The 18,770-nt window shown below is 72.7% G+C and carries 29 protein-coding genes; 27 read left to right on the forward strand and 2 right to left on the reverse strand.

What is annotated here, in order from left to right:
* The first annotated feature begins 65 nt into the window (after positions 1 to 65).
* The 24 genes from OHA98_RS32315 to OHA98_RS32430 all read left to right on the forward strand — a co-directional run bounded on the left by OHA98_RS32315 (position 66) and on the right by OHA98_RS32430 (position 13,184).
* Complete coding sequence (locus OHA98_RS32315; RefSeq protein ID WP_266930781.1) at positions 66 to 419, forward strand: hypothetical protein; 354 nt, start codon at positions 66 to 68, stop codon at positions 417 to 419.
* A complete protein-coding gene (locus OHA98_RS32320) occupies positions 416 to 919 on the forward strand; it encodes a hypothetical protein (RefSeq protein WP_266930782.1) in 504 nt (167 codons plus the stop codon). The genes OHA98_RS32315 and OHA98_RS32320 overlap by 4 nt, the downstream gene beginning before the upstream one ends.
* Positions 920 to 998: 79 nt before the next feature.
* Positions 999 to 1,394, forward strand: coding sequence for a hypothetical protein (locus OHA98_RS32325; RefSeq protein WP_266930783.1), 396 nt, complete (start codon positions 999 to 1,001; stop codon positions 1,392 to 1,394).
* Positions 1,391 to 1,873, forward strand: coding sequence for a hypothetical protein (locus OHA98_RS32330; RefSeq protein ID WP_266930784.1), 483 nt, complete (start codon positions 1,391 to 1,393; stop codon positions 1,871 to 1,873). Before OHA98_RS32325 ends, OHA98_RS32330 begins: the two co-directional genes overlap by 4 nt.
* Positions 1,870 to 2,148 carry a hypothetical protein gene (locus tag OHA98_RS32335; RefSeq protein WP_266930785.1) on the forward strand — a complete coding sequence of 93 codons (279 nt, stop codon included), beginning with the start codon at positions 1,870 to 1,872 and terminating at the stop codon, positions 2,146 to 2,148. The genes OHA98_RS32330 and OHA98_RS32335 overlap by 4 nt, the downstream gene beginning before the upstream one ends.
* The gene (locus tag OHA98_RS32340) at positions 2,145 to 2,720 is read left to right on the forward strand and encodes a hypothetical protein (protein ID WP_266930786.1); all 576 of its coding nucleotides are present in this window, start codon (positions 2,145 to 2,147) and stop codon (positions 2,718 to 2,720) included. Before OHA98_RS32335 ends, OHA98_RS32340 begins: the two co-directional genes overlap by 4 nt.
* The gene (locus OHA98_RS32345; RefSeq protein ID WP_266930787.1) at positions 2,717 to 3,544 is read left to right on the forward strand and encodes a hypothetical protein; all 828 of its coding nucleotides are present in this window, start codon (positions 2,717 to 2,719) and stop codon (positions 3,542 to 3,544) included. The genes OHA98_RS32340 and OHA98_RS32345 overlap by 4 nt, the downstream gene beginning before the upstream one ends.
* A 17-nt stretch (positions 3,545 to 3,561) precedes the next feature.
* The gene (locus OHA98_RS32350; protein ID WP_266930788.1) at positions 3,562 to 4,653 is read left to right on the forward strand and encodes a hypothetical protein; all 1,092 of its coding nucleotides are present in this window, start codon (positions 3,562 to 3,564) and stop codon (positions 4,651 to 4,653) included.
* Positions 4,650 to 5,465: an exonuclease domain-containing protein gene (locus tag OHA98_RS32355; RefSeq protein ID WP_266930790.1), complete on the forward strand. Its 816-nt coding sequence runs from the start codon at positions 4,650 to 4,652 to the stop codon at positions 5,463 to 5,465. The genes OHA98_RS32350 and OHA98_RS32355 overlap by 4 nt, the downstream gene beginning before the upstream one ends.
* Positions 5,462 to 5,932 (forward strand): phiSA1p31-related protein, encoded by a 471-nt coding sequence (locus OHA98_RS32360; RefSeq protein ID WP_266930791.1) that lies wholly within the window; start codon positions 5,462 to 5,464, stop codon positions 5,930 to 5,932. Before OHA98_RS32355 ends, OHA98_RS32360 begins: the two co-directional genes overlap by 4 nt.
* Complete coding sequence (locus tag OHA98_RS32365; protein WP_266930792.1) at positions 5,929 to 6,555, forward strand: crossover junction endodeoxyribonuclease RuvC; 627 nt, start codon at positions 5,929 to 5,931, stop codon at positions 6,553 to 6,555. Before OHA98_RS32360 ends, OHA98_RS32365 begins: the two co-directional genes overlap by 4 nt.
* Complete coding sequence (locus tag OHA98_RS32370) at positions 6,552 to 7,661, forward strand: DNA cytosine methyltransferase (protein ID WP_266930795.1); 1,110 nt, start codon at positions 6,552 to 6,554, stop codon at positions 7,659 to 7,661. Before OHA98_RS32365 ends, OHA98_RS32370 begins: the two co-directional genes overlap by 4 nt.
* On the forward strand, positions 7,658 to 7,864 hold the full coding sequence (locus OHA98_RS32375) for a hypothetical protein (protein WP_266930797.1): 207 nt from the start codon (positions 7,658 to 7,660) through the stop codon (positions 7,862 to 7,864). Before OHA98_RS32370 ends, OHA98_RS32375 begins: the two co-directional genes overlap by 4 nt.
* A complete protein-coding gene (locus tag OHA98_RS32380) occupies positions 7,861 to 8,136 on the forward strand; it encodes a hypothetical protein (protein WP_266930798.1) in 276 nt (91 codons plus the stop codon). The genes OHA98_RS32375 and OHA98_RS32380 overlap by 4 nt, the downstream gene beginning before the upstream one ends.
* A 7-nt stretch (positions 8,137 to 8,143) precedes the next feature.
* Positions 8,144 to 8,587 (forward strand): hypothetical protein, encoded by a 444-nt coding sequence (locus tag OHA98_RS32385; protein WP_266930799.1) that lies wholly within the window; start codon positions 8,144 to 8,146, stop codon positions 8,585 to 8,587.
* Positions 8,587 to 8,961 carry a hypothetical protein gene (locus OHA98_RS32390; protein ID WP_266930801.1) on the forward strand — a complete coding sequence of 125 codons (375 nt, stop codon included), beginning with the start codon at positions 8,587 to 8,589 and terminating at the stop codon, positions 8,959 to 8,961. Before OHA98_RS32385 ends, OHA98_RS32390 begins: the two co-directional genes overlap by 1 nt.
* 10 nt (positions 8,962 to 8,971) lie before the next feature.
* A complete protein-coding gene (locus OHA98_RS32395; RefSeq protein WP_266930803.1) occupies positions 8,972 to 9,904 on the forward strand; it encodes a hypothetical protein in 933 nt (310 codons plus the stop codon).
* The gene (locus tag OHA98_RS32400) at positions 9,901 to 10,404 is read left to right on the forward strand and encodes a hypothetical protein (protein ID WP_266930804.1); all 504 of its coding nucleotides are present in this window, start codon (positions 9,901 to 9,903) and stop codon (positions 10,402 to 10,404) included. The genes OHA98_RS32395 and OHA98_RS32400 overlap by 4 nt, the downstream gene beginning before the upstream one ends.
* Positions 10,401 to 10,631, forward strand: coding sequence for a hypothetical protein (locus OHA98_RS32405; RefSeq protein WP_266930806.1), 231 nt, complete (start codon positions 10,401 to 10,403; stop codon positions 10,629 to 10,631). The genes OHA98_RS32400 and OHA98_RS32405 overlap by 4 nt, the downstream gene beginning before the upstream one ends.
* A complete protein-coding gene (locus OHA98_RS32410) occupies positions 10,628 to 11,215 on the forward strand; it encodes a hypothetical protein (RefSeq protein ID WP_266930807.1) in 588 nt (195 codons plus the stop codon). Before OHA98_RS32405 ends, OHA98_RS32410 begins: the two co-directional genes overlap by 4 nt.
* Entirely contained in the window at positions 11,212 to 11,418 is a 207-nt protein-coding gene (locus tag OHA98_RS32415) for a hypothetical protein (RefSeq protein WP_266930808.1), read from the forward strand. Before OHA98_RS32410 ends, OHA98_RS32415 begins: the two co-directional genes overlap by 4 nt.
* A gap of 34 nt (positions 11,419 to 11,452) precedes the next feature.
* Positions 11,453 to 11,809, forward strand: coding sequence for a hypothetical protein (locus tag OHA98_RS32420; protein ID WP_266930809.1), 357 nt, complete (start codon positions 11,453 to 11,455; stop codon positions 11,807 to 11,809).
* Positions 11,806 to 12,126, forward strand: coding sequence for a hypothetical protein (locus OHA98_RS32425; RefSeq protein WP_266930810.1), 321 nt, complete (start codon positions 11,806 to 11,808; stop codon positions 12,124 to 12,126). Before OHA98_RS32420 ends, OHA98_RS32425 begins: the two co-directional genes overlap by 4 nt.
* Positions 12,127 to 12,224: 98 nt before the next feature.
* Positions 12,225 to 13,184 carry a hypothetical protein gene (locus OHA98_RS32430; protein WP_266930811.1) on the forward strand — a complete coding sequence of 320 codons (960 nt, stop codon included), beginning with the start codon at positions 12,225 to 12,227 and terminating at the stop codon, positions 13,182 to 13,184.
* Between the two features lie 3 nt (positions 13,185 to 13,187).
* Here the strand turns inward: OHA98_RS32430 and OHA98_RS32435 are convergent, their stop codons facing one another.
* Together OHA98_RS32435 and OHA98_RS32440 are read right to left on the reverse strand one after the other, a co-directional pair.
* A complete protein-coding gene (locus OHA98_RS32435; RefSeq protein ID WP_266930812.1) occupies positions 13,188 to 13,412 on the reverse strand; it encodes a hypothetical protein in 225 nt (74 codons plus the stop codon).
* A 91-nt stretch (positions 13,413 to 13,503) separates the two neighbouring features.
* Entirely contained in the window at positions 13,504 to 13,707 is a 204-nt protein-coding gene (locus OHA98_RS32440) for a hypothetical protein (protein WP_266930813.1), read from the reverse strand.
* 273 nt (positions 13,708 to 13,980) lie between these two features.
* Here OHA98_RS32440 and OHA98_RS32445 point away from each other — a divergent pair, with 273 nt between their 5' ends.
* The 3 genes from OHA98_RS32445 to OHA98_RS32455 form a co-directional block, all read left to right on the forward strand.
* Positions 13,981 to 15,255 carry a DUF2637 domain-containing protein gene (locus OHA98_RS32445; RefSeq protein ID WP_266931008.1) on the forward strand — a complete coding sequence of 425 codons (1,275 nt, stop codon included), beginning with the start codon at positions 13,981 to 13,983 and terminating at the stop codon, positions 15,253 to 15,255.
* Positions 15,256 to 15,380: 125 nt separating this feature from the next.
* Positions 15,381 to 16,898, forward strand: coding sequence for a hypothetical protein (locus tag OHA98_RS42785; RefSeq protein ID WP_323179661.1), 1,518 nt, complete (start codon positions 15,381 to 15,383; stop codon positions 16,896 to 16,898).
* A gap of 11 nt (positions 16,899 to 16,909) precedes the next feature.
* Positions 16,910 to 18,770: hypothetical protein (locus OHA98_RS32455; protein ID WP_266930815.1), on the forward strand; the 1,861-nt coding region annotated here is incomplete at its 3' end.

The raw sequence follows: 18,770 nt of genomic DNA on the forward strand, positions 1-18,770 counted from the left end.
GCATCCGGAACGACCCCTGTCGGCTCGCGCCCCACTCAACTACTGCAGAAAGCGAGGCGAGTGCCTTGAGCGCACAGCCTATCCCGCTCCGTTCCGCGAAAGCGCCGAAGATCGACCCGCAGCTCGTCGCGGTCGAGGCGGCGATCGACTACCTGATGTTGCCGACCGTGCGGCCGCCGCTCGTTCGCGAGGACGGCGTACACGTCGTCGTCGCCGACGGCGAGCAGTTCGCACAGTGGACGTACGCCCTCGGCGGCGACGTGAACCGCGCGCCCGCCCTCGACGGGGCGTCGCTGTGGACGCTGCGCACCGAGACACCGCAGCGCGCCGACGGCTCGACCGTTCGGATCCTCGTACACGTCCCCCTCGTGCACGACGAGTTCGTGCCGGCCGAGTTCCGAGGGGCGGCGTCGGCATGACGAACACGAACATCGAACGGGCAGCCCGCGCGATCGCGGCCGCCGTCGTGCACGGCACGACGGGCGACCCCGCCCTCGAAGCGGCGCAGCAGCTCGACGAGTTGGGACTGCTCACCCGGTCGACCGACCCGTTCTCGACGCCCGGTAAGAACCGGCCCGCGCCGAGCCCGGCCGCCGTCGCCGCCCTCGCCGAGTGCGGCAAGGCGAAGCGGATCGCCGACACCGCCCGCGCGCAGATCGACGGCATGCCGGGCACGCCCGACGTGTCCTCGGTCGGCGGCGAAGTGCGGTTCGTCGTTCACCCGAGGTCACTCGCCGACTGGAAGCAGTGGATGCACGCCCTCGGCGTCGGCGATTCGCGAGCCGACTCGACCGGGGTGTCGATGACCGTCCGCTGCACGTACGGCGGTGTCCGTGCCCGCCTCGTCGGCGTCGGCGTGCCCGCGCTGTACGGCGAGCAGCTCGCCGACCTCGGTCGCCGGATGGCGGTCCGGCCGTGATCGACAACGTCATCAGCGCCGTGATCATCGCGCTCGTCGCGATCGCTCTGCTGCTCGCTTCTTCTGCCGGGGGTTCCCGATGACCAACACCAACAGGCCCGTTGACGGGCCGTACCGCATCACGACCGAGCCGATTCCGACCGGCGTAACGCTCGACGTCGAGCCGTTCGTGCAGGGCATCGTGACCGACGTCGTCGAGGCGCTGCTCACCGACCGGTTCCTCGACCGGTTCGACGGGCTCGTCGACATGCAGGCGCGTGACCCGCACCTGATCGAGCGGCCGCAAGATCTGCCGTTCGAGGGGCTCGTCGACGACCTCGTCGCCGAGGTGCGCACGAAACTGCCGGTCTACGGCCGGCAGTGCGGGCGCCTCGCCGAGCGGCTGCTGACGCTCAGCCTCGCCGGGCAGTTGCAGTCCCTCGCCGACCGCCGGGCGGCCGCCGCTCAGCGCACCGAGAGGGGCGCGGCCGCGTGAAGCTGACGTATCGCGACGAGTGGCGAGTGATGGTCACTCTCAAGCCTCGCCGCCCCGCCGACCTCGGGCTCACCGGCCTCGACGAACTCGCCGAGTTCGTCGCCGCGAGCGGGCCGATCACGGTCGCGGTTCTGCCGCGCCGCCTCGGCAGCCTCGGGTTCGGCGCCCTGTCCATGAGTGACAGCCTCGTGAGCCGCGACGTCGAGGGCGACTACCGGCGACGCTGCGACGAGATCGCCGCCGAGCTGCGGCAGCGCCCGCAGGTCGACGAGGTGACCGTCACCTGCAGCGAGACGCACACGTGCTCGTACTGCCGGTTGCGGTGGGAGGTGCTCACCGCAGACGAGGCGGCCGACGACTCGACGAATCAGGACGAGCGCAGCGTCGAGGGCGAGCCCGTGTGCTGCGGCGAGGCGATCGCCGAGTTCCGTACCGAGCGGGGCATTCCGCAGCTCGCCGAGGCGGGTGAGCGCGCGTGATCCCGCTCCCCAACGCCCGCCGTGCGGCCGCCGAGTGCCTGCGCGAGTACGACCTCGACGGACTGCCCGAGTGGCGCCTCGCCGCCGACGACGACACCGGCCGGACCGAGCCGCGGTGCATCGCGCCCGTGTGCCCCGACCCGGAGCACGAGCGGGTCGACGCGAGCGTGTACTCGTGCTGCCCCGGACCGGTCGTCGAGGTCGGCGACCGCGTGCTCGCCGAGTACCTCGTCGCGCTGCTCAATGACGACCGCGGGGCGGGTGAACAGTCGTGAGCGCCCGGACCGTGATCGAGCACGCGCTGCGCGTGTACTACGCCGACAGCCGCGACCCGCAGCACGTCGTCGAGCGGCTGCTCGCGCAGTACGACGCCGAGCGCGCGATCTCGCCGCTGTACGTCGCCGACTACGACAGCGCCCCGCTGACCTTGCACCTGACCCGCGAGGCCGCCCGCGCCGCCTGCGACGACGTCGCCGAGGTGGACGCGCACGGCCGGTATTGGGACTGGCGGACTGAAGACGGCGACGTCGATCGGCAGTTCTGGGCGCACCCCGACGACGACTCGCCCATCGGCTACACCGGCGGCGCCGTTTGGCAGATCAGCGTCGAGCCGAGTGAGAAGGACACCCGCGGCGGATCGCCGCAACAGGGCGAGTCCACTCACGAGCAACGGCACCCGCGCCCGTGCGAGTTCCCGACCGTGCTGCCGTGCCAGTGCCCGCGCCCGTCGGCGCTGCCCGAGTCGTCGTTCATCCGAGCCCGGTACCGCGCCCGCATCGGCGCGTTCTCCGCGGGCGTCAAGAACGGGCACGGCGACGCGCACCTGTGGGTGGGTGAGCTGCGGTGACCGACCCGAAGTGGGCCGTCGCGACCGACCGGGGTCGGTACTACCAGGACCCCGCCGGGGGGCCGGACCTGATCAGCGTCACGAACGCGCTGTCGAGCATCGCGAAACCGGCGCTCGTGCCGTGGGCAGCCGGCCTTACCGCCGACGCCGTCATCGCCGACCCGATCGCGACCGCCCGGCGAGCACGGACCGAGCCGACCGCGCTGCGACGCGAACTCGTGGCGGTGTCACGGGAGTACACCGACAAGGCTCGCGACCTCGGCACGCGGGTGCACCTGCGGGCCGTGTCGCTCGTGCTGAACACGCCCTACCCGTACGACCCCGAGGTCGAGCCGTACGCGGTGCAGCTCGCCGCGTGGTTCCGGCTGTGGCGCGTCGACTTCGAGCGCGACGTGTTGGCGGTCGAGATGACTGTCATGAACCGCAAGCGCGGGTACGCCGGGACCGGCGATCTGTGGGTGTGGCTGCCGACCGGCCGGTATCGGCGGCGGCAGTTGTGGCTCATCGACTACAAGACGAGCGCGAAGAAGCCGGCGAGCACGGTCTACGACGATCAGCCGCTGCAGCTCGCCGGCCTGCGGCACGCCCCCGAGTGGCTGCTGCCGGACGACAGCAGCGAGCCGGCGCCGCGGGTGCACCGTACGGCGCTCCTGAACCTGCGGACGCGCAGTCGTCGGCTCATCGAAGTGCCGTCCGGCCGGCGTCAGTTCCGGGCGTTCCTCGGCGCTCTCGAAACCTCCCGCTACCTGCATGACGCCCCGACCTCGTATCCGGCGGTCGACCCGCCGTGGGCGCCGGGCGCATCCGATCGAAAGGCAGCGTGACCATGGGATCGCGCATCATGACCATGAAGCGGCAGGCGGCCGAACTCGGCCGCATCCGCACCGGCTACAGCCGGCCCAACCCGAAGCCGAACGGGCGGCCGATCCCGGTCAAGTCCAAGACGTTCATCCTCACGTCGCACTCGCGCGAGTACGTCGCGGCCGCGGCCGAGCTGTACGGCGGCCGGGTCGAGCAGTGGACCCCGCAGGGGCAGCCCGTCGCGCAGTGGCGGGTCATCACCGAGGCGACCGAGCTGCGGGCGATCCTGCCCGCCGGCGACCCGCTCGACCAGTCAAACGAGATGTGGACGGGCGGCGGCTGCGCGCGGCGCTGCGACGGCGTGACCGAGCGCCTGTCGGGCGACCCGTGCATCTGCCTCGCGCGGTACGGCGAGGACTGGCACGAGCGCCCCGCCGACGAGGTGTGCCGCCCGACGTCCCGCGTCGGCGTGTTCCTGCCCGATCTTCCCGACCTCGGCGTGTGGCGGATCGAGACGAAGTCGTATTACGCGGCCGACGCGCTCGCCGGCGGGCTCGACACCGTGCTGCAGGCGACGGGCGGCAAGGGCATGATGCCCGTCCGCATGTGGATCGAGCAGCGCAAGGCACTGCGCAAGGGCAAGACAAAGCAGTTCCAAGTGATCATGATCGTGCCGTCGCTGCCGAAGCTGCGGCACGCCCTTACCGGTCCGATCAGCACGGCGGCCGCCCTCGATCCGGCAAGCCTCAATCGGCCCGCGATCGAGGCCGCGCCCGCCGAGCTGCCCGACTACCTCGCCGACGCCCGCGCGTGCCGTACGTCCGCCGAGGTGCGCGAGGTGTGGCACCGGGCGAACCGCGCCGGGCACGTCGCCCGCGACGGGTCCGACGAGCTGTCGCGCGACCTCATGCGGATCGCCGAGGACATCGACAAGGGGATCGACCCGACGACGGGCGAGGTCGGCGACCAGGACGACGGCGGCGAGGGCGACGAACTCGGGCCGGACGACGACGGCGTGTACGACGTCGAGGTGCTCGGCGAGGGCGACCAGGACGCAACCGAACCGCCGACCGCGCAGCCCGCGACCTCATGGCCGGCGGCGGCGCAGCCCGGATCGGGGGCACGCCGATGACGTGGCACTTCGGCCGATGGTCCGCGTTCGATCTGGAGACGACGGGCGTCGACGTCGAGAACGACCGGATCGTGACCGGCGCTGTGCTCTCGCGCGGCGGCGGCATCGAGGCCGAGGCCGGCGAATGGCTCGCCGACCCCGGTGTCGAGATCCCCGCCGAGGCGACCGAGGTACACAAGATCACGACCGAGCATGCGCGAGCGAAGGGTGACCCGGCGCGCGACGTCGTACGCGAGATCGCCGCGGAACTCGCCGGGCAGGTGCTGCTCGCCGGCTCGGCGATCGTCGGGCACAACGTGTCGTACGACTTGACGCTGCTCGACCGCGAGTGCCGCCGGTACGAACTGCCGACCCTGCACGACCGGCTCGACGGCACCCCGCTGCACGTGATCGACACTCGCGTGCTCGACCAGCACGCCGACCAGTTCCGCAAGCGCCCGAGCGAGCAGCAAGGGGCGCGGCAGCTCGTCACGCTCGCGCAGGTCTACGGCGTGCCGTGGGACGACGAGGCGGCGCACGGCTGCTCGTTCGACGCACTCGCCGCCGCACAGATCGCCCGCTCGATCGCGGAGATCGCACACACGCGGTGGCGTGACTTGCCCGAGCGGATCCAAGCGATCCGGCGGCCGCGGTTCTACGCGTTCCGCGATCTCTCGCTCGCCGAGCTGCACGCCGCACAGATCGAGTGGGCGGCCGAGCAGGCGGCCGGGCTCGAAAAGCACTTCCGGAAGACAGACCCGAACGCGGTCGTCGACCGCGCGTGGCCGCTGCGCCCGTGGGTCGAGCCGAGCACCGAAGGGGCACCCGCATGACCGACCGGAACATCATCGGATTCGACGTCGACCGCAACGGCAGCGCCGTGATCGTGGTCGCGGTGCAGCGCGACGGCTCGTACACCGTGCGCACGCCGGGCGTGTGCAAGTCGCTCGCCGCCGAGCTGCTGCGCGGGATCGCCGACCGGCTCGACGCCGAACACGGCCCGTTCCCCTGCACCCCGGCGCCCGAGCAGCACGACCGGCCGCGCGAGGACCGGCCGGCCGACCCGCGCGGCGGCCGCCTCGACCGCGACCGCGGCGTGTACCGCGACCCCCGCGGGGACTCGTGGGACCTGTCGCTGTTGTGGGGCGACGAGTTCGACCGCGAGTGGAAGTGGCACGGCAGCACTGACCGGCTCGGCGAGCCGCTGCTGCGGGCCGAGGACGACGGCGAGGTGCAGCCGCTCGGCGTGCTGCGCGCCCTGTACGGCCCGATCAGTCCGCGCTCGGGCGGTGCGGCATGACGCACTCGATCCCCGGACTGATCGCCGTGGGCGACGAGCCGCTGCTCGCCGACCGCCGCACCGGCAGCCCCGACGAGTTCCGCGTGTTCGGGCTCGACCTCTCAATCACCTCGACCGGCGTGTGCAGGCCCGACGGCTCGACGTTCCGGATCCGGACCCGGCAGAAGGACGGACCGCGCCGGCTGCTGCACATCCGGGGGGCCCTGATCGCCGAGATCGCCGAGCACCGGCCGCACCTCGCCGTGATTGAGGATCTGCCGACCCGCATGCACCCGAGGTCGCTCAAGCCGATCGCCGCCCTGCACGGCGTCGTGCAAGCGCTGCTGCTCGACGCCGACGTGCCGTGGGCGTACGTGGCCCCGGCGACGTTGAAGAAGTACGCCGCCGACAACGGCGCCGCCTCGAAACGGGACATGACCGCGGCCGCGTTCCTCGCCGACGGCGCGCAGTTCGAGAACGACGAGGGCGCCGACCAGGCCGACGCATGGTGGCTGCGCGCGGCCGGCTACGACTGGTGCGGGCTGCCGCGGTTCTCGATGCCGCAGGCGCAGCGCGACGCCCTCGGCAAGGCGGATTGGCCCGACGCGTACGTGCAGCGCTACGTGATGGGGGCGGCCGCATGATCGTCGAGGGATTCGGGGGGCCCGGCGGTTGGGCCGTCGCACTCAAGCGGCGCGGCGCGCGGCACGTCGGTATGGAGACCGACCGCGACGCGTGCGCCACGCGTGCCGCGGCCGGCCACCCGACGATCCGGTGTGACGTGACCGCCTACCCGACCGCCCCGTTCCGCGACCGGATCACGGGCAAGGTCGACTCACCGGTGTGCACGCCGTACTCGCGCGCCGGGAAGGGGCTCGGAAAGGTCGATCAGCCGGTCGTCGCGCAGGCGATTGACGACCTCGCGCACGGCCGGGACACCCGCGCCGCGCTGCGGGCCGAGTGCGCCGACAAGCTGTCGATCCTGGCGGCCGAGCCGATGCGGTGGCATCACGACCTGCGCCCCGAGTGGATCGTGATGGAACAGGTGCCCGACGTGCTGCCGCTGTGGCAGCAGTACGTCGAGGTGCTCACCCGCTGGGGGTACTCGGCGTCGGCGCGCGTGCTGAACGCTGCCGACTACGGCGTGCCGCAGACCCGTCGCCGGGCGGTTCTCGCCGCCTCGCGGATCCGCGAGGTCGTGTGGCCCGAGCCGACGCACTACGACCCGGCACGCGGCGATTGGTTGTGGGGGACGCCGTGGGTGTCGATGGCCGAGGCGCTCGGGCTGCCGCCCGGCGTGGTGGTGAACACCCGCGGTGACCGGCCGAAGGACGAGCGGGGGCGGGCGGCGGGCGGGAACGAGTTCCCGGCCGACGGCCCGAGTAACGCCCTTACTGGCCGGGCCCGTTCCTGGAAACTCCGCTCCGGTCAAGTCTGGAAGTCGCGCCCCGATCAGCCCGTCGAGCGGTACGAACGCGCGATCAGCGCACCCGCTTTCACCATCACCGGGTCGGCGATCAGTTGCAAATGGGTGGGCGACGGCATCGAGGAGCGCAACCTTTCGTTGGCGGAAGCGGCGACTCTCCAGACGTTCCCGGCCGGGCACCCGTTCCACGGAACCCGCACCTCGCAGTTCAGGCAGGTCGGGAACGCGATACCGCCACTGCTCGCCGAGGTCGTGTTCGAGGCCGCGGCCGGCCCGGTAGTCGATCGGGACGGCAGCGAGCTACGCGTCGAGGTCGCGGTATGAGGCGCCGCTGCGCCGCGGCCGGCGCCCCCACCATCCCCGGCACGGCTGTGAAGCCGCGCCGCCGGACGTCCGACGAGATCACCGCGGCGATGTCGCGGCCGGTTCCGCCGGTCCCTGATCAGGGCGACCTCGTCGAGCACTGGCGCGACTGCGGGTTGCTCGACGACGAGGCGGTCGACGCCCTCGGCGGCGAGCAGCCGTGAAGGGGCTCGGGCCGACCATCGGCAACCCGCACCCCGGCTACGGGCTGCGGGTCCGCCTCGACAGCAACAAGGCGAAGAGCCTCGCCTCGGGCGACTTCACGTGCCCGTGCGGGCACGCCGAGGACGCCGTCGGATACGCCGAGGTCGAGTTGCTCGCCGTCCGCTACGGCCGGCACCGCCGCGACGAGTGCCCGATCCCCGAGGTCAGAGAAGAAGGCGCACGCCAGTACGCCGCTCTTGAGCGGTCCATGAAGAAGAAGCGAAGGAAGTGACTCACCCATGCCGAGGCTGAACGAAGATGCCGAGGTCGAGGTCAAGCTCGACAGTGCCGGCGCGATGCTGCAGCAGGCGATTCCCGCGATCCTGCGCCGCGGGCTGTTCGAGGCGCCCGGATCGAGGATCGTCGCGGTCGTCGAGTTCGCGAGTACGACGTACACCGGGCACGCGGCCGACGAGGACAAAGACCCGCAGGTAAAGCTCAGGGTCAAGCTCGCCGAGGTCGCCACCGAGGGCGACACGATACGGCTGCTGCGCGAGGTGCAGCGCGCCATGTACCGGCAGCGCAAGATGAACGGCACGCTCGACGAGATCGGGCCCGGCTCGCAGGACGTCGAGGCGACCGTCGCCGCGCTGCTCGCCGAGCAGCCGACCGAGGTCGAGTTCGAGGTGCACGAGGAACGCAAGCGTGCGCAGCGAGGCGGAAACCGAGCCGAGCAGTTCTGATGCCCCGCCCCCCGAGCAGCAGTGGCGGCGCTCGTCGTGAGCGCTGCCGCTGCGGCCGCACCGTACTGCGGCAGCTCGTCGGCAACCGTGCGGCGCTCGCTGTGACCGCCGACGCCGACGAACTGACCGCCGCGGCGGCCGCGTTGCTGCGCGAGCCGAACCGGCTCGACTGGTGTGTACGCACCTCGGCGGGCGGACCCGACCTGCAGTGGGCCGACTGCCACCGACGCAAGGCGGAGTGCACCCGCCCGCACGTGATCGACCATCAGTGCACGGCGCCCCCCGGCACTGGCGCCCACGCCCACGGGCGCGGGCGAGGCGGGCGCCGCCCCCGTACGACCTCGGTTCCCGAGGGACAGCTCACCCTCGGATAGGAGAACCCCGATGCCATGGTTCGTCGTTGACGACAACGCCCACAGCCACCCGAAGATGATCGCCGCCGGGAACGCGGCGCTCGGGTTGTGGCTGCGCTGCGGCGCCTACGCCGCACAGCACCTGACCGACGGCATCGTGCCCGGCGTCATCGCGAAGATGTACGGCTCGAAGCCGCAGATCGCGAAGTTGGTCGCTGCCGGGCTGTGGCACGAACGCGGGCACTCGTGCAGGCACCCGAAGTGCGCGCAGCCGGCGCCCGGCGACTTTTTCATTCACGACTACCTCGCCCCGTACAACCCGTCGCGCGCCGAGGTAGAGAGCAAGCGCGAGCGGGCTGCAGAGAAGAAGCGGCGGCAGCGCGCCGTGCAAGATCCGCTGCCGAACCGTGGCGGATTCGCCGACGGTCTGAACGAGAACCGCGGACGATTCGACGACGATTCGTCGACGGACCGTACGCCGGAATATGACGACTACGCAGGTCGCGGCGGTGCGTCCCCTGGGGACAGCTCGGGGACTCGTGCGCACGCGAACCCCTCCCCTCCCCTCCCCTCCCACGAGGGGGGTGAAGGTAGAGAGGCACCTGCAGGCGGTATGCGCGGCCGGGCGGCTCTCTCTCAGATCGCCGCCGACTGGCAGCCGAGCGACGACGACGTGCGCGCCGCGCAGCTCGCCCGCGCCGACAGCGGCCGCGAGCAGCTCACCGGGCAGCAGATCGACGCCGTCACCCGCAAGTTCCGGCAGCGCATGCTCGACGACCAGGTGCGCGCCGCCGGGTTCGGCGGCCGCTGGCAGCAGTGGGCCGAGAACGAGCGCACCGAGGCGGCGCAGGGGCCGGGCGGCGTCGTCGTCCCCTTCGCGCAGCAGCCCATGACCAAGTCACAGCAGCAGCGCGCCGGGCTCGACCGGCTGCGCGAGCGCCTGAACGGAGGTACCGCGTCGTGACCCTTGACGAGACCCTCGAACTGCTCTCGCAGATCTCCCTCGTCGACGACCGAGTCGTGAAGGTGAACGAGACCGAGCAGGCTGCGCAGCTCACGATGTGGGCGGCGATCCTGCGCGACGTCCCCCTCGACTTCGCCGGCCGGGCGGTCGGCGACCACTACGCCGAGTCGGCGTGGGCGGTCATGCCGAAAGACATCGCCGCCCGGTGGCGCACCGAGGCTCGCCGCCGGCTCGACCGGCACGTCGGCACCTTCGAGCCGACCTCGCACCCGCACCTCGACCCCGACAACATCCCCGGCTACCGGGCGGCGCTGCGGGCCGAACGCGAGGGCGTACGCCGCGGCGGCGCCGATCCGGTAGAGCTGCGGGCGCTGCTCACCGGATCCGAGCCGGCGGCCGCCGGTCGTCCGAACGACACGTACCTGCAGGCTCGCGAGGCGGTACGGGCTGCCCGCGAGGCTGCGCGCACCGCACCCCAGGAATGCGAGGTGTCCTCGTGAAGGTGTCCGTCGACAAGCAGCTCGCCGAGACCGTGCCCGACGGCACGTTCGGCGGCGCCCGACCCCGACCCCGCCGCGGCCGCGCCCGCGAGCAGCAGCGCCGCAAGCCGGACCCCGACGCCGCGCGCCACTGGGCAGAACTCGGCGCCGCTGTCGCCGAGATCGATCACTCGAACGGCTACGGCGTGAACAACCGCTACCGACAGACCAGGGAGACAGCAGCATGACCGAGAAGCCAATGACCGCCGTCGAGGCGCTGCTCGCGTTCGCCCGTCGCGTCGTCGACGACGAGGCCGCGCGGGCACTGCTCGACGAGGCCACCCTCGAACTCACCGGGCGCCGCGTCGTACGCCCCGATCAGCAGCTCGTGCCGCTGCGGTTCACCCTGCGCCGTCATCACGACGTGAGCGGAGTGAGCGGCGACGGGTCGGTCGCCGACGGCGTGCTGTGGCCGGACGGAACCGCGAACGTCCGGTGGCGCGGCGAGCACCCCTCGGCCGTGTTCTGGGACCGGGGGCGCGTGTCGGTCGAGTTCATCCACGGACATCAGGGCGCGACCGAGATCGTGCTCGTCGACCAGGACGACGAGCAGGTACTGCCCATGCCCATGGGCGTGGGCGATAAGGTGGGCGCCGCCCCGCTCGTCGTTCGACGCGTCCTCGAACACGCCCTACGCCGTCCCGTTCCGTGCCCGAAGTGCGAGCGCACCTCTCAGTGCAGGTGCATCGCCGACCGGACCGAGGCCCGCATCGACGTCGTGCTCGGCGCCCTCGCCCCATGGCTCAACACCGGTACAGGAGAGGCGGCATGAGCGACGAGTTCGAGCCCGACGAGTTCGACGACCTCGACGAGGCCGACGTCGAGCAGCTCGCCGACCTCTCCGACGACGACCTCGCGGCCGCCCTCGACTGGCTGTACGAGAAAAACCCGCTCGCCGGCTACTGCACTCCCGTGACCCGGCGGCGCAAGCCGGACGCGATCGGCCGCAGCGTCGTCGACCTCCCGCCCCTGTAGTCCCGCCCGCCATCCACAGACTGTGAGGAACCCCGTGGACAACACCACTACCGCCCCGGCGGCCGACCACTTGACCGCCGCGCTCGACGAGATCCGGGCATGGCGACACCAGCACCCGCACTTCGACGCACCGCAGTTCGCCGGGCTCGACGCGATCCTCGACCGTGCCGCCGTCGGCCGGATCGAGCGCCGCCTCGACTTGCCCGAGGCGACCTCGCTGCCCGAGGCGGTCAACGCCCACCACGAGGTCATGTCGCTGCGCCGCCGGATCCTCGCCGACGCCGCGCGGGCGTGGGATCTCGTCGAGGCGCGAGCAATGCGGCAGATCGCGCGGTTCATGCCGCCCGCCGAGGCCAGTGCCGAAGAGCAGGGAGAGAGGGGCGCGTCATGAGGCTGCGCATCTACCGGAAGGTGTGGCACGACCGCCTGCAGGATCTGCTCGCCGTCGCGCGCGGCTACTGCAATCACTGCCCGCGCACGGACGAGGCGGGCGGCGGATACCGGCATTGGCGCTGCGCCTACCGGCGCGGGCACCGCGGGATGCACCGGTACCGGAACTATGTGTGGGACGCGCAGGGGCGGGTCGAGTACAGCCCGGTCGACCATCTGCCGCCCTCGCAGCCGAACGAGCGGCACGGCGTGCTCGCGCGCGGCGAACTGCGAGCTGCCCGTCGGCGGGCTCGCGACAAGCGGCGCCGAACGGTCTGACACGACGAAGGGGCGCCCCAAGCCGGCAAGCACCGGGCGCCCCGTTCCCCTTCGCGGTGTGATCAGCCTACGCCCCACGCACCACAGGAGCGCTCACCATGCAGCACACCGCCCGCCCCCGTACCGCCCTCGACGACCTGCAGGTCGTCGTCGACCACTGGACCCACTTGCGCGCCCTGATCGACACCTCGCAGACCTCGGACTCGTGGCCGCCCGCCATGGGCAAGGCCGAGTACCTGCGCACCCTCGACGAGCACGACCGCGACGAGACCGCCCTACTGCTGCAGCACGCGCAGCACCTCGTCACCAAGACCGACGAGCACGGCCGGCCGCGGTACGAGTGCCTGCACTGCGAGTACGTCGGCGAGGGGCGCAGTCACCTGCCGCGCCCCGACCGGCACCCCGGACAGCTCGGCGAGCGCCCGGTGCCGTTGCGGCTGCACGTCGTCGACGCGTGCCGCGCGGTCGAGGTCGCTCTGTGCTCGATCGCCGATCAGGTCGCCGCCGAGATTCAGCGCGACACGGTCAAGGCGCTGCGCCGGCCGATCCCCGGCGACCCGGTCGGGCTCGCCCTCGCCATGCTCGCCGCACGCGACGAGGCCGACCCTGCCCGGTGGCACTTCACCATGGGCGACCGCAGCGCGGTACGGGCGGCCGAGTGGCTGCTCGGCCGGCTGCGCGGCGACGAGGGGCCGTGCATGCCGCTGCGCGACCATCACCGGGCAGCGATCGGGCTCGTCGCCCGCGAGGCTGCGCGCCGGATCGAGCGGACGATCGGCGGCACTATCGACCGGTACGCCGTGACAATGGATCGGCCGTGCCCGTACTGCGGCAGCGCGCTCACGATGCACGCGGGCGGCGGCGAGAACGACGCGGTGACGTGTGCCGGTCCGGACTGCTCGGCGCCGGTCGGGCTCGACGGCGGCCGCCGTACGTGGTCGACGCCCGCGCAGCTCGCCACCCTGCAGCGGGAACTCGACGGGGCGGCTCGGCGCCGGAAGCGGGCCGACGACCGGGCTCGACAGCGAGCAGCAGCTCGGGATCGCGCGGCCGCGTAGCACTCACCCGTCGGCGGCGGTTCCCCACGATTGGGGGCCGCCGCCTCGCCATTCGATCAGGCCGGACTCGGCGACCTCGCTCGGTTCGAGTTCGAGGCCGGCTCGGCGCAGGAACTCGGCGACGTCGACGAGGCTGTGCGCGAGCCCGAGAATCTCGCCGTCGACCCGCACGCGGCGGCCGCCGGTCGGCGAGGGCGGGTTCACGATCACGGGGCGCTGCGCGTCCATACGGTCATGGTCCGGCCGGCTGCCGCCGCTCGCAGCGCGAGGTGCCCCGTCCGGGTACGACGAGACCCCGCCACATCGGGCGGGGTCCGGGTCACTGCTCGTCGTCGGCGTGTAGGTCGGTGCGCTCGCCGGGCCGTAGGTCTCGCGCATCCCAGTAGCGACGCACCTCGTCGAGATCCCACTCGTCACGGGTGCTGCCGGGCCGACGGCGGGGCGCTGGGAAGTCCTCGTGTGTACGGCGCCACGTGTGCACGTACTGCCGCGACACACCGAGTTCGGCAGCAACCTGGGACATGTTCCCCAACCTCGGTTCTCCCTCGCCCGCACCGTGTGTCGGCGGCTCTTCCCGCTCTGGCATGGCGCTCATCCTGCCCTAACCTTGTTGACACTGTAAAGCAGGTTCACCTACGGTCGAACCCGCACAACGGAATGCCCCGGCCGGCGCCGCGAACGCCATGTGGTCGGGGCGGACCGTGCCCCCAACTGTCGAGCAGAGGGCCGATCCGTGGCTGATAGTAACGGCGAGCGCCGCACCGAACCCGAGCGTGACCGACCGCAGCTCACCGCCCTGCAGCGCAAGCTCATCGCTGGCGTAGCGCTCGGCGCTGCCGTGATCGCCCTGATCGGGTTCATCGGCTCGTACGCCGCGGTTCGCACCCTCGCGGAAGCGAAGCACTTCGGCTCGTTCGCGCTGCTCTTCCCGATCGGGCTCGACGCCGGGATTCTCGTGCTGCTCGCGCTCGATCTGCTGCTCACATGGCTGCGTATGCCGCTCGGGCTGCTGCGTCAAACCGCGTGGCTGCTGACCGTCGCGACGATCGCGTTCAACGGGGCGGCCGCGTGGCCCGACCCGATCGGCGTCGGCATGCATGCCGTGATCCCGATTCTGTTCGTGGTCGTCGTCGAGGCGGCGCGGCACGCGATCGGCATCGCCGCGGACATCAGCGCCGCGAAGCACATGGAGTCGGTACGCCTGTCGCGGTGGCTGCTCGACCCGATCTCGACGTTCCGTCTGTGGCGGCGCATGAAGCTGTGGGAACTGCGGTCGTACGAGCAGGTGATCGCCCTCGAACAGGAGCGGCTGACCGAGCGGGCTCGGCTGCGGCACCGGTACGGGCGCAGGTGGCGCAGCAAGGCGCCGTTCGAGGAAGTGCTCGCGCTGCGGCTCACCCGGTACGGGCGCCCCCTCACCCCGGTCGAGGGCGCCCTCGTCGCCGAGCCCGCCCCGGCCGCCCCCGCCCCGGCGATCGACTACGCCGGCGGGTACGACCCGGCATGGGATGAGGCCGCCCCGTTCGACGACCCGGAACGGGAGGGCGCCCCGGCGATCGCCCCCGCCCCGCAGGGCGCCCCCGAGCTGCCGCCCCCGCCCCCGGCCGCCCCGGCGCAGGGCGCCCCGCAGCGCCCCGCCCCGGAACCCGAGGGCGCCCCGGCCGAGTCCACCCCGCAGAACGAGGGCGCCCCCGAACGCCCCGCCCCCGACGACCAGGGCGCCCCGCAGGGCGGCGCCCCCGACAGCGAGGGCGCCCCCGAGGATTCCGCCCCGCACGACGAGGGCGCCCCGGAGCGCCCCGCCGACGAGGACGAGACCGAGGCGCCCCGCGACGAGCAGCGGCCGCCGACCCGAGCCGAGGTGAAGAAGAAGATCAAGGCGCTGTACGCCGAGCTGAACGGCCGGCCCGGCGAGGGCGTGATCGTCAAGCTGCTGCAGTCCGAGCACGCGCTCGGCTACCCGTACAAGTCCCGCCGCCACGCGCAGAAGCTGCGCGACGAGGTCGAGGCGGACGACCCGAAGCTGCTCGAACTCGGCTCGCCCAACGTGCGGGCGCTCACCGGCACATGACGGTCTGACTGTGACCGCGACTGCAGTCACAGTTCGACCCCGCCCCCCTCTGACCGGCCGATACACCCCCCTCGCACCCACCCCTCGATCACAACGACCGCAGTCGCAGTGAAGGAGCAACCCCGGTGTCAGACACCGCAGCACCGCCCGCGCCCGCCGCGGCCGCGCCCGAACCGCCCGTCGAGGCGGCCGCAGCGCCGCCGCCCGTACCCACGCCCGAGCCGGCTGCCGAGGCTGCAACCGAGCCCGCACCGCGCGCCACCCGCAGCCGCGGCGTGCCGGTCGAGCCGCTCGTGATCGGCGTCAGCAACACCTCGGCCATGGTGGCGACCGCCGCGTATCAGGCAGCCGGCCCGGCTGGACTGGCGGGCGCGGCCGCGACCGTCGTCGCCCTCGCGGCCGGGGGCGCCCTGCAGCGCCGCCGTTCCGTCCGCCGTCGTACGACCGCCGTCGCAGGGCGCACTCGGGGCGGGGCGGGCACCTCGAACCGAGGGCGTACTCGGGGCGGGGCGTCCGGGGGCGCAGGGCGGGGCGGCACCTCGGGGCGGGGCGGGGCGCCCCGTCGGGGCGGATCCCGCGGGGCGGCCGCCGGGGCGCAGGGCGGGGCGGCGCCCCGGACACCGGGGCGGACCCGGCGGGGCGCCCTCGGCGCCCTCGGCTCACTCGGCGGTCGGGGCGCGGGGCGGCTCAAGTCGCCCCGGCTGCCCACGCCCACGAGCGGGGGCAAGCACAAGCGCCCCAAGCGGGGCGGCACCTCGCCCTCGACGTCGCCCTCGACCTCGTCGACCAGGACGCGCACGCCCCGCTCGCGCAGCCTGCTCGGGCGGGTGCGCCCCGCCGCGAGCGCAGCCCGTCGCGGCATGGTCAACACGGGGCGCGGCATCCGTGCCACGGGGCGCGGCATCGCGCGCACTGCCCGAGGTATAGGTCGCGCCGGTCGGTGGGCGGCCGCCCCCGCCCGCGCACTGTGGCGCAACACCGCGACGGCACGACGAGCTGCTGCTCGCCGCATCGGCCGTGCCGCGGGCGCGCTGTGGGACGGCGCCCTTTCCGGGATTGCGGGCGCCGCCTCGTTCGTGTGGAACCGCAGCGTGCGCGCCGGCCTCGCCACGCTGCGCGCCGTCTGGCAGCGCCGCCGACAGCGTCGGGCAACTCGCCGTACGGCCGGCGGTCCGGCCATGACGGGCCCGACGGTCGCCTCGTCGCCGCCGCCCGTCGCCACATTCGTACGCCGCCCGGCATTCGCCGGCGGTTCCCGCTCGACTCACGGAGGACACGCCATGTCCGGCGGACACCACTTCCTTGCACCTGCGATGGAACTCGAACGCATCGCGACGACCTACTCGCCCGACGGCATGATGCAGGTCGGCCGCGACTTCGGGAAGCTGCCCGACGCCCTCGAACACATCGCGAACGCGATGAAGATCTCGACCGCACGCGCCCACGAAGAGCAGCCGCTCGACCCCCGGATCATCGAGATCATGCAGGGCATTTACCGCCTGCAGATGAAGGCGAGCGAACTCGCCCGCGAGCTGCCCGGCGCGTTTCAGAAGCTGCATCACGTCGACATCGAGCGCCTGCAGAACCAGCGCAAGGGCGAGCGCGAGTGGGACGTGCGCGCGAACGCCGACACCTCTCTGTGAAAGGGCAGACAGTGCAGATCGATTGGGAGTCGGGGCACGGTCCGTTCACTGCCCCGCTCAGCGCCGCCGGTTCCGCGCTCGCCGCCTCATACGCGGCGAACGCGGCCGGCGCGTCCCCCTGGTGGGGTGTCGGCGTCGCAGGCGCCGGGCTCGTCGGCTCGCACATCGCGGGCCGGCAGTCCGGCGCCGGGCGCGGCAGTCTCGTACTCCGCGCGGCCGCATGGGTCGGCGCGGGGGCATGGTGCTCGTGGGCGCTGAACGCCGGTCCGTGGACCGTCAATTGCGTTGCCACCCTCGCGGCGGGCGCGGTCGGGCTCGGCGCCGCCATGGCGGGCAACCGGGCTGCGCGGCGGCGGGCCGAGGCGGCGGCCGCGGCCGAGGACACGGCGGCCGCGCACAGCGGGATCATGCGCGGGTACCGGGCGCTCGCCGAGCAGTGGTCGGCGCGGTTCTCGCGCGTGAGCGGGATCGAGGGCGTGCTCGTCGTGGGCGTCGAGATGTGGCCGAGCGGCGGCATGACCCTCGAAGGGCGGTTGCCCGAGGGCGGGTATACGTGGCGCGACATTCAGCGGCACCAAGACGGATTGGCCGGCGACGCTCGGCTGCCGAACGGCTGCTCGGTCGAGATCACCGAGGGGGCCGACCGCGGCTCGTTCCTCGCGAACATCGAGACCGCGAATCAGGTCGCGGCCGGCCCGACCATGTACCCCGACGACTACTCGCCCCGCTCGCTGAACGACGGGCTGCAGCTCGGCATTCACAAGGACGGCAGCGAGGCCGCGCCGTGCATCCGGCAGTTGACGGCGATCTTCACCGGCCGCAAGGGGTCGGGCAAGTCGAACCTGATGAACGTGGCGATCGCCGGGCAACTCCGCATGGTCGACGTCCTCGTGTGGGTGATCGACCTCAACGGCGGCTCGCTCGCGCTGCCGTGGCTGCGCGCGTGGGCGAAAGCCGGACGGCCCGGCCGCTCGCCGATCGACTGGGTCGCGGACACCCCCGAGAAGGTGCTCGCCATGGCCGAGGCGCTGCTGCGCATCGCTAAGGCCAGGAAGCCGGGATACGCCGACCTGCAGATCGAGGCGGACGACGACAAGATCCCGGTGTCGGCCGCCGTGCCCGGCATCGTCGCGAACGCCGACGAGGTCGCCGAGCTGTACTCGGCGAAGGCTCGCAAGCACCCGATCTTGCGCAAGGCCGGCGACGTGCTGCTGCAGGTCGTCGAACTCGCGCGCGCTGTCGCGTGCAACGTCATCGCCTCGGCGCTGCGGGCGACACAGGATGTGCTCGAAGAGCCGCAGCTCGTCGTGCAGTCCGGCCTCAAGATCGCCATGAAGTCGGACGAGCGAGAGGTCGCGTACCTGTTCGGGTGGGGCGACAAGATCTCGCCGGAAGACATGCCCGTCGCAGGTACCGGCGCGATCAAGGTTCTCGACGACCCCGCCCGCGCCCTGGTCGTGTACCGCATGACGCCGAGCGAGATCGCGAAGATCGTCGTCGCGACCGCCGAGTACCGGCCCGAACTCGACGAGCTGTCCCGCCTCGCCGCGGGCGAGCCGTACGCCCGCAGGTGGGAGAACACCGACCACCTGTTCAACGGCAGCGCCGCACCCGCCGCGACCGCTGTCGCCGACCCGCCCGCCGAGCGGCCGGTACGCGAGGGCTACAGCGACCCAACCGCCGATTGGGACGACCCCGAGCCGACGGCACCCGCCCCGGTGCCGACCGGCGAGGACGCGATCGCCGACGCCGACGCCACGATGCGCCGGATCCGGGGCGAGATCGACGAGACGACCGGGCGCGACCCCGACCTCGACGCCGAGGTGCGCGGCATCTTCGAGGCGAGCGGGTTCGGCTACACGCCGCCCGCCG

Source organism: Streptomyces sp. NBC_00654 (genome assembly GCF_026341775.1).
GTDB lineage: Bacteria > Actinomycetota > Actinomycetes > Streptomycetales > Streptomycetaceae > Streptomyces.

Coding starts and splice junctions, on each gene's coding strand:
- OHA98_RS32320 (WP_266930782.1), top strand. CDS start 416: ATGACGAACACGAACATCGAACGGGCAGCCCGCGCGATCGCGGCCGCC.
- OHA98_RS32325 (WP_266930783.1), top strand. CDS start 999: ATGACCAACACCAACAGGCCCGTTGACGGGCCGTACCGCATCACGACC.
- OHA98_RS32350 (WP_266930788.1), top strand. CDS start 3,562: ATGACCATGAAGCGGCAGGCGGCCGAACTCGGCCGCATCCGCACCGGC.
- OHA98_RS32355 (WP_266930790.1), top strand. CDS start 4,650: ATGACGTGGCACTTCGGCCGATGGTCCGCGTTCGATCTGGAGACGACG.
- OHA98_RS32360 (WP_266930791.1), top strand. CDS start 5,462: ATGACCGACCGGAACATCATCGGATTCGACGTCGACCGCAACGGCAGC.
- OHA98_RS32365 (WP_266930792.1), top strand. CDS start 5,929: ATGACGCACTCGATCCCCGGACTGATCGCCGTGGGCGACGAGCCGCTG.
- OHA98_RS32370 (WP_266930795.1), top strand. CDS start 6,552: ATGATCGTCGAGGGATTCGGGGGGCCCGGCGGTTGGGCCGTCGCACTC.
- OHA98_RS32375 (WP_266930797.1), top strand. CDS start 7,658: ATGAGGCGCCGCTGCGCCGCGGCCGGCGCCCCCACCATCCCCGGCACG.
- OHA98_RS32385 (WP_266930799.1), top strand. CDS start 8,144: ATGCCGAGGCTGAACGAAGATGCCGAGGTCGAGGTCAAGCTCGACAGT.
- OHA98_RS32390 (WP_266930801.1), top strand. CDS start 8,587: ATGCCCCGCCCCCCGAGCAGCAGTGGCGGCGCTCGTCGTGAGCGCTGC.
- OHA98_RS32395 (WP_266930803.1), top strand. CDS start 8,972: ATGCCATGGTTCGTCGTTGACGACAACGCCCACAGCCACCCGAAGATG.
- OHA98_RS32410 (WP_266930807.1), top strand. CDS start 10,628: ATGACCGAGAAGCCAATGACCGCCGTCGAGGCGCTGCTCGCGTTCGCC.
- OHA98_RS32415 (WP_266930808.1), top strand. CDS start 11,212: ATGAGCGACGAGTTCGAGCCCGACGAGTTCGACGACCTCGACGAGGCC.
- OHA98_RS32425 (WP_266930810.1), top strand. CDS start 11,806: ATGAGGCTGCGCATCTACCGGAAGGTGTGGCACGACCGCCTGCAGGAT.
- OHA98_RS32430 (WP_266930811.1), top strand. CDS start 12,225: ATGCAGCACACCGCCCGCCCCCGTACCGCCCTCGACGACCTGCAGGTC.
- OHA98_RS32435 (WP_266930812.1), bottom strand. CDS start 13,412: ATGGACGCGCAGCGCCCCGTGATCGTGAACCCGCCCTCGCCGACCGGC.
- OHA98_RS32440 (WP_266930813.1), bottom strand. CDS start 13,707: ATGTCCCAGGTTGCTGCCGAACTCGGTGTGTCGCGGCAGTACGTGCAC.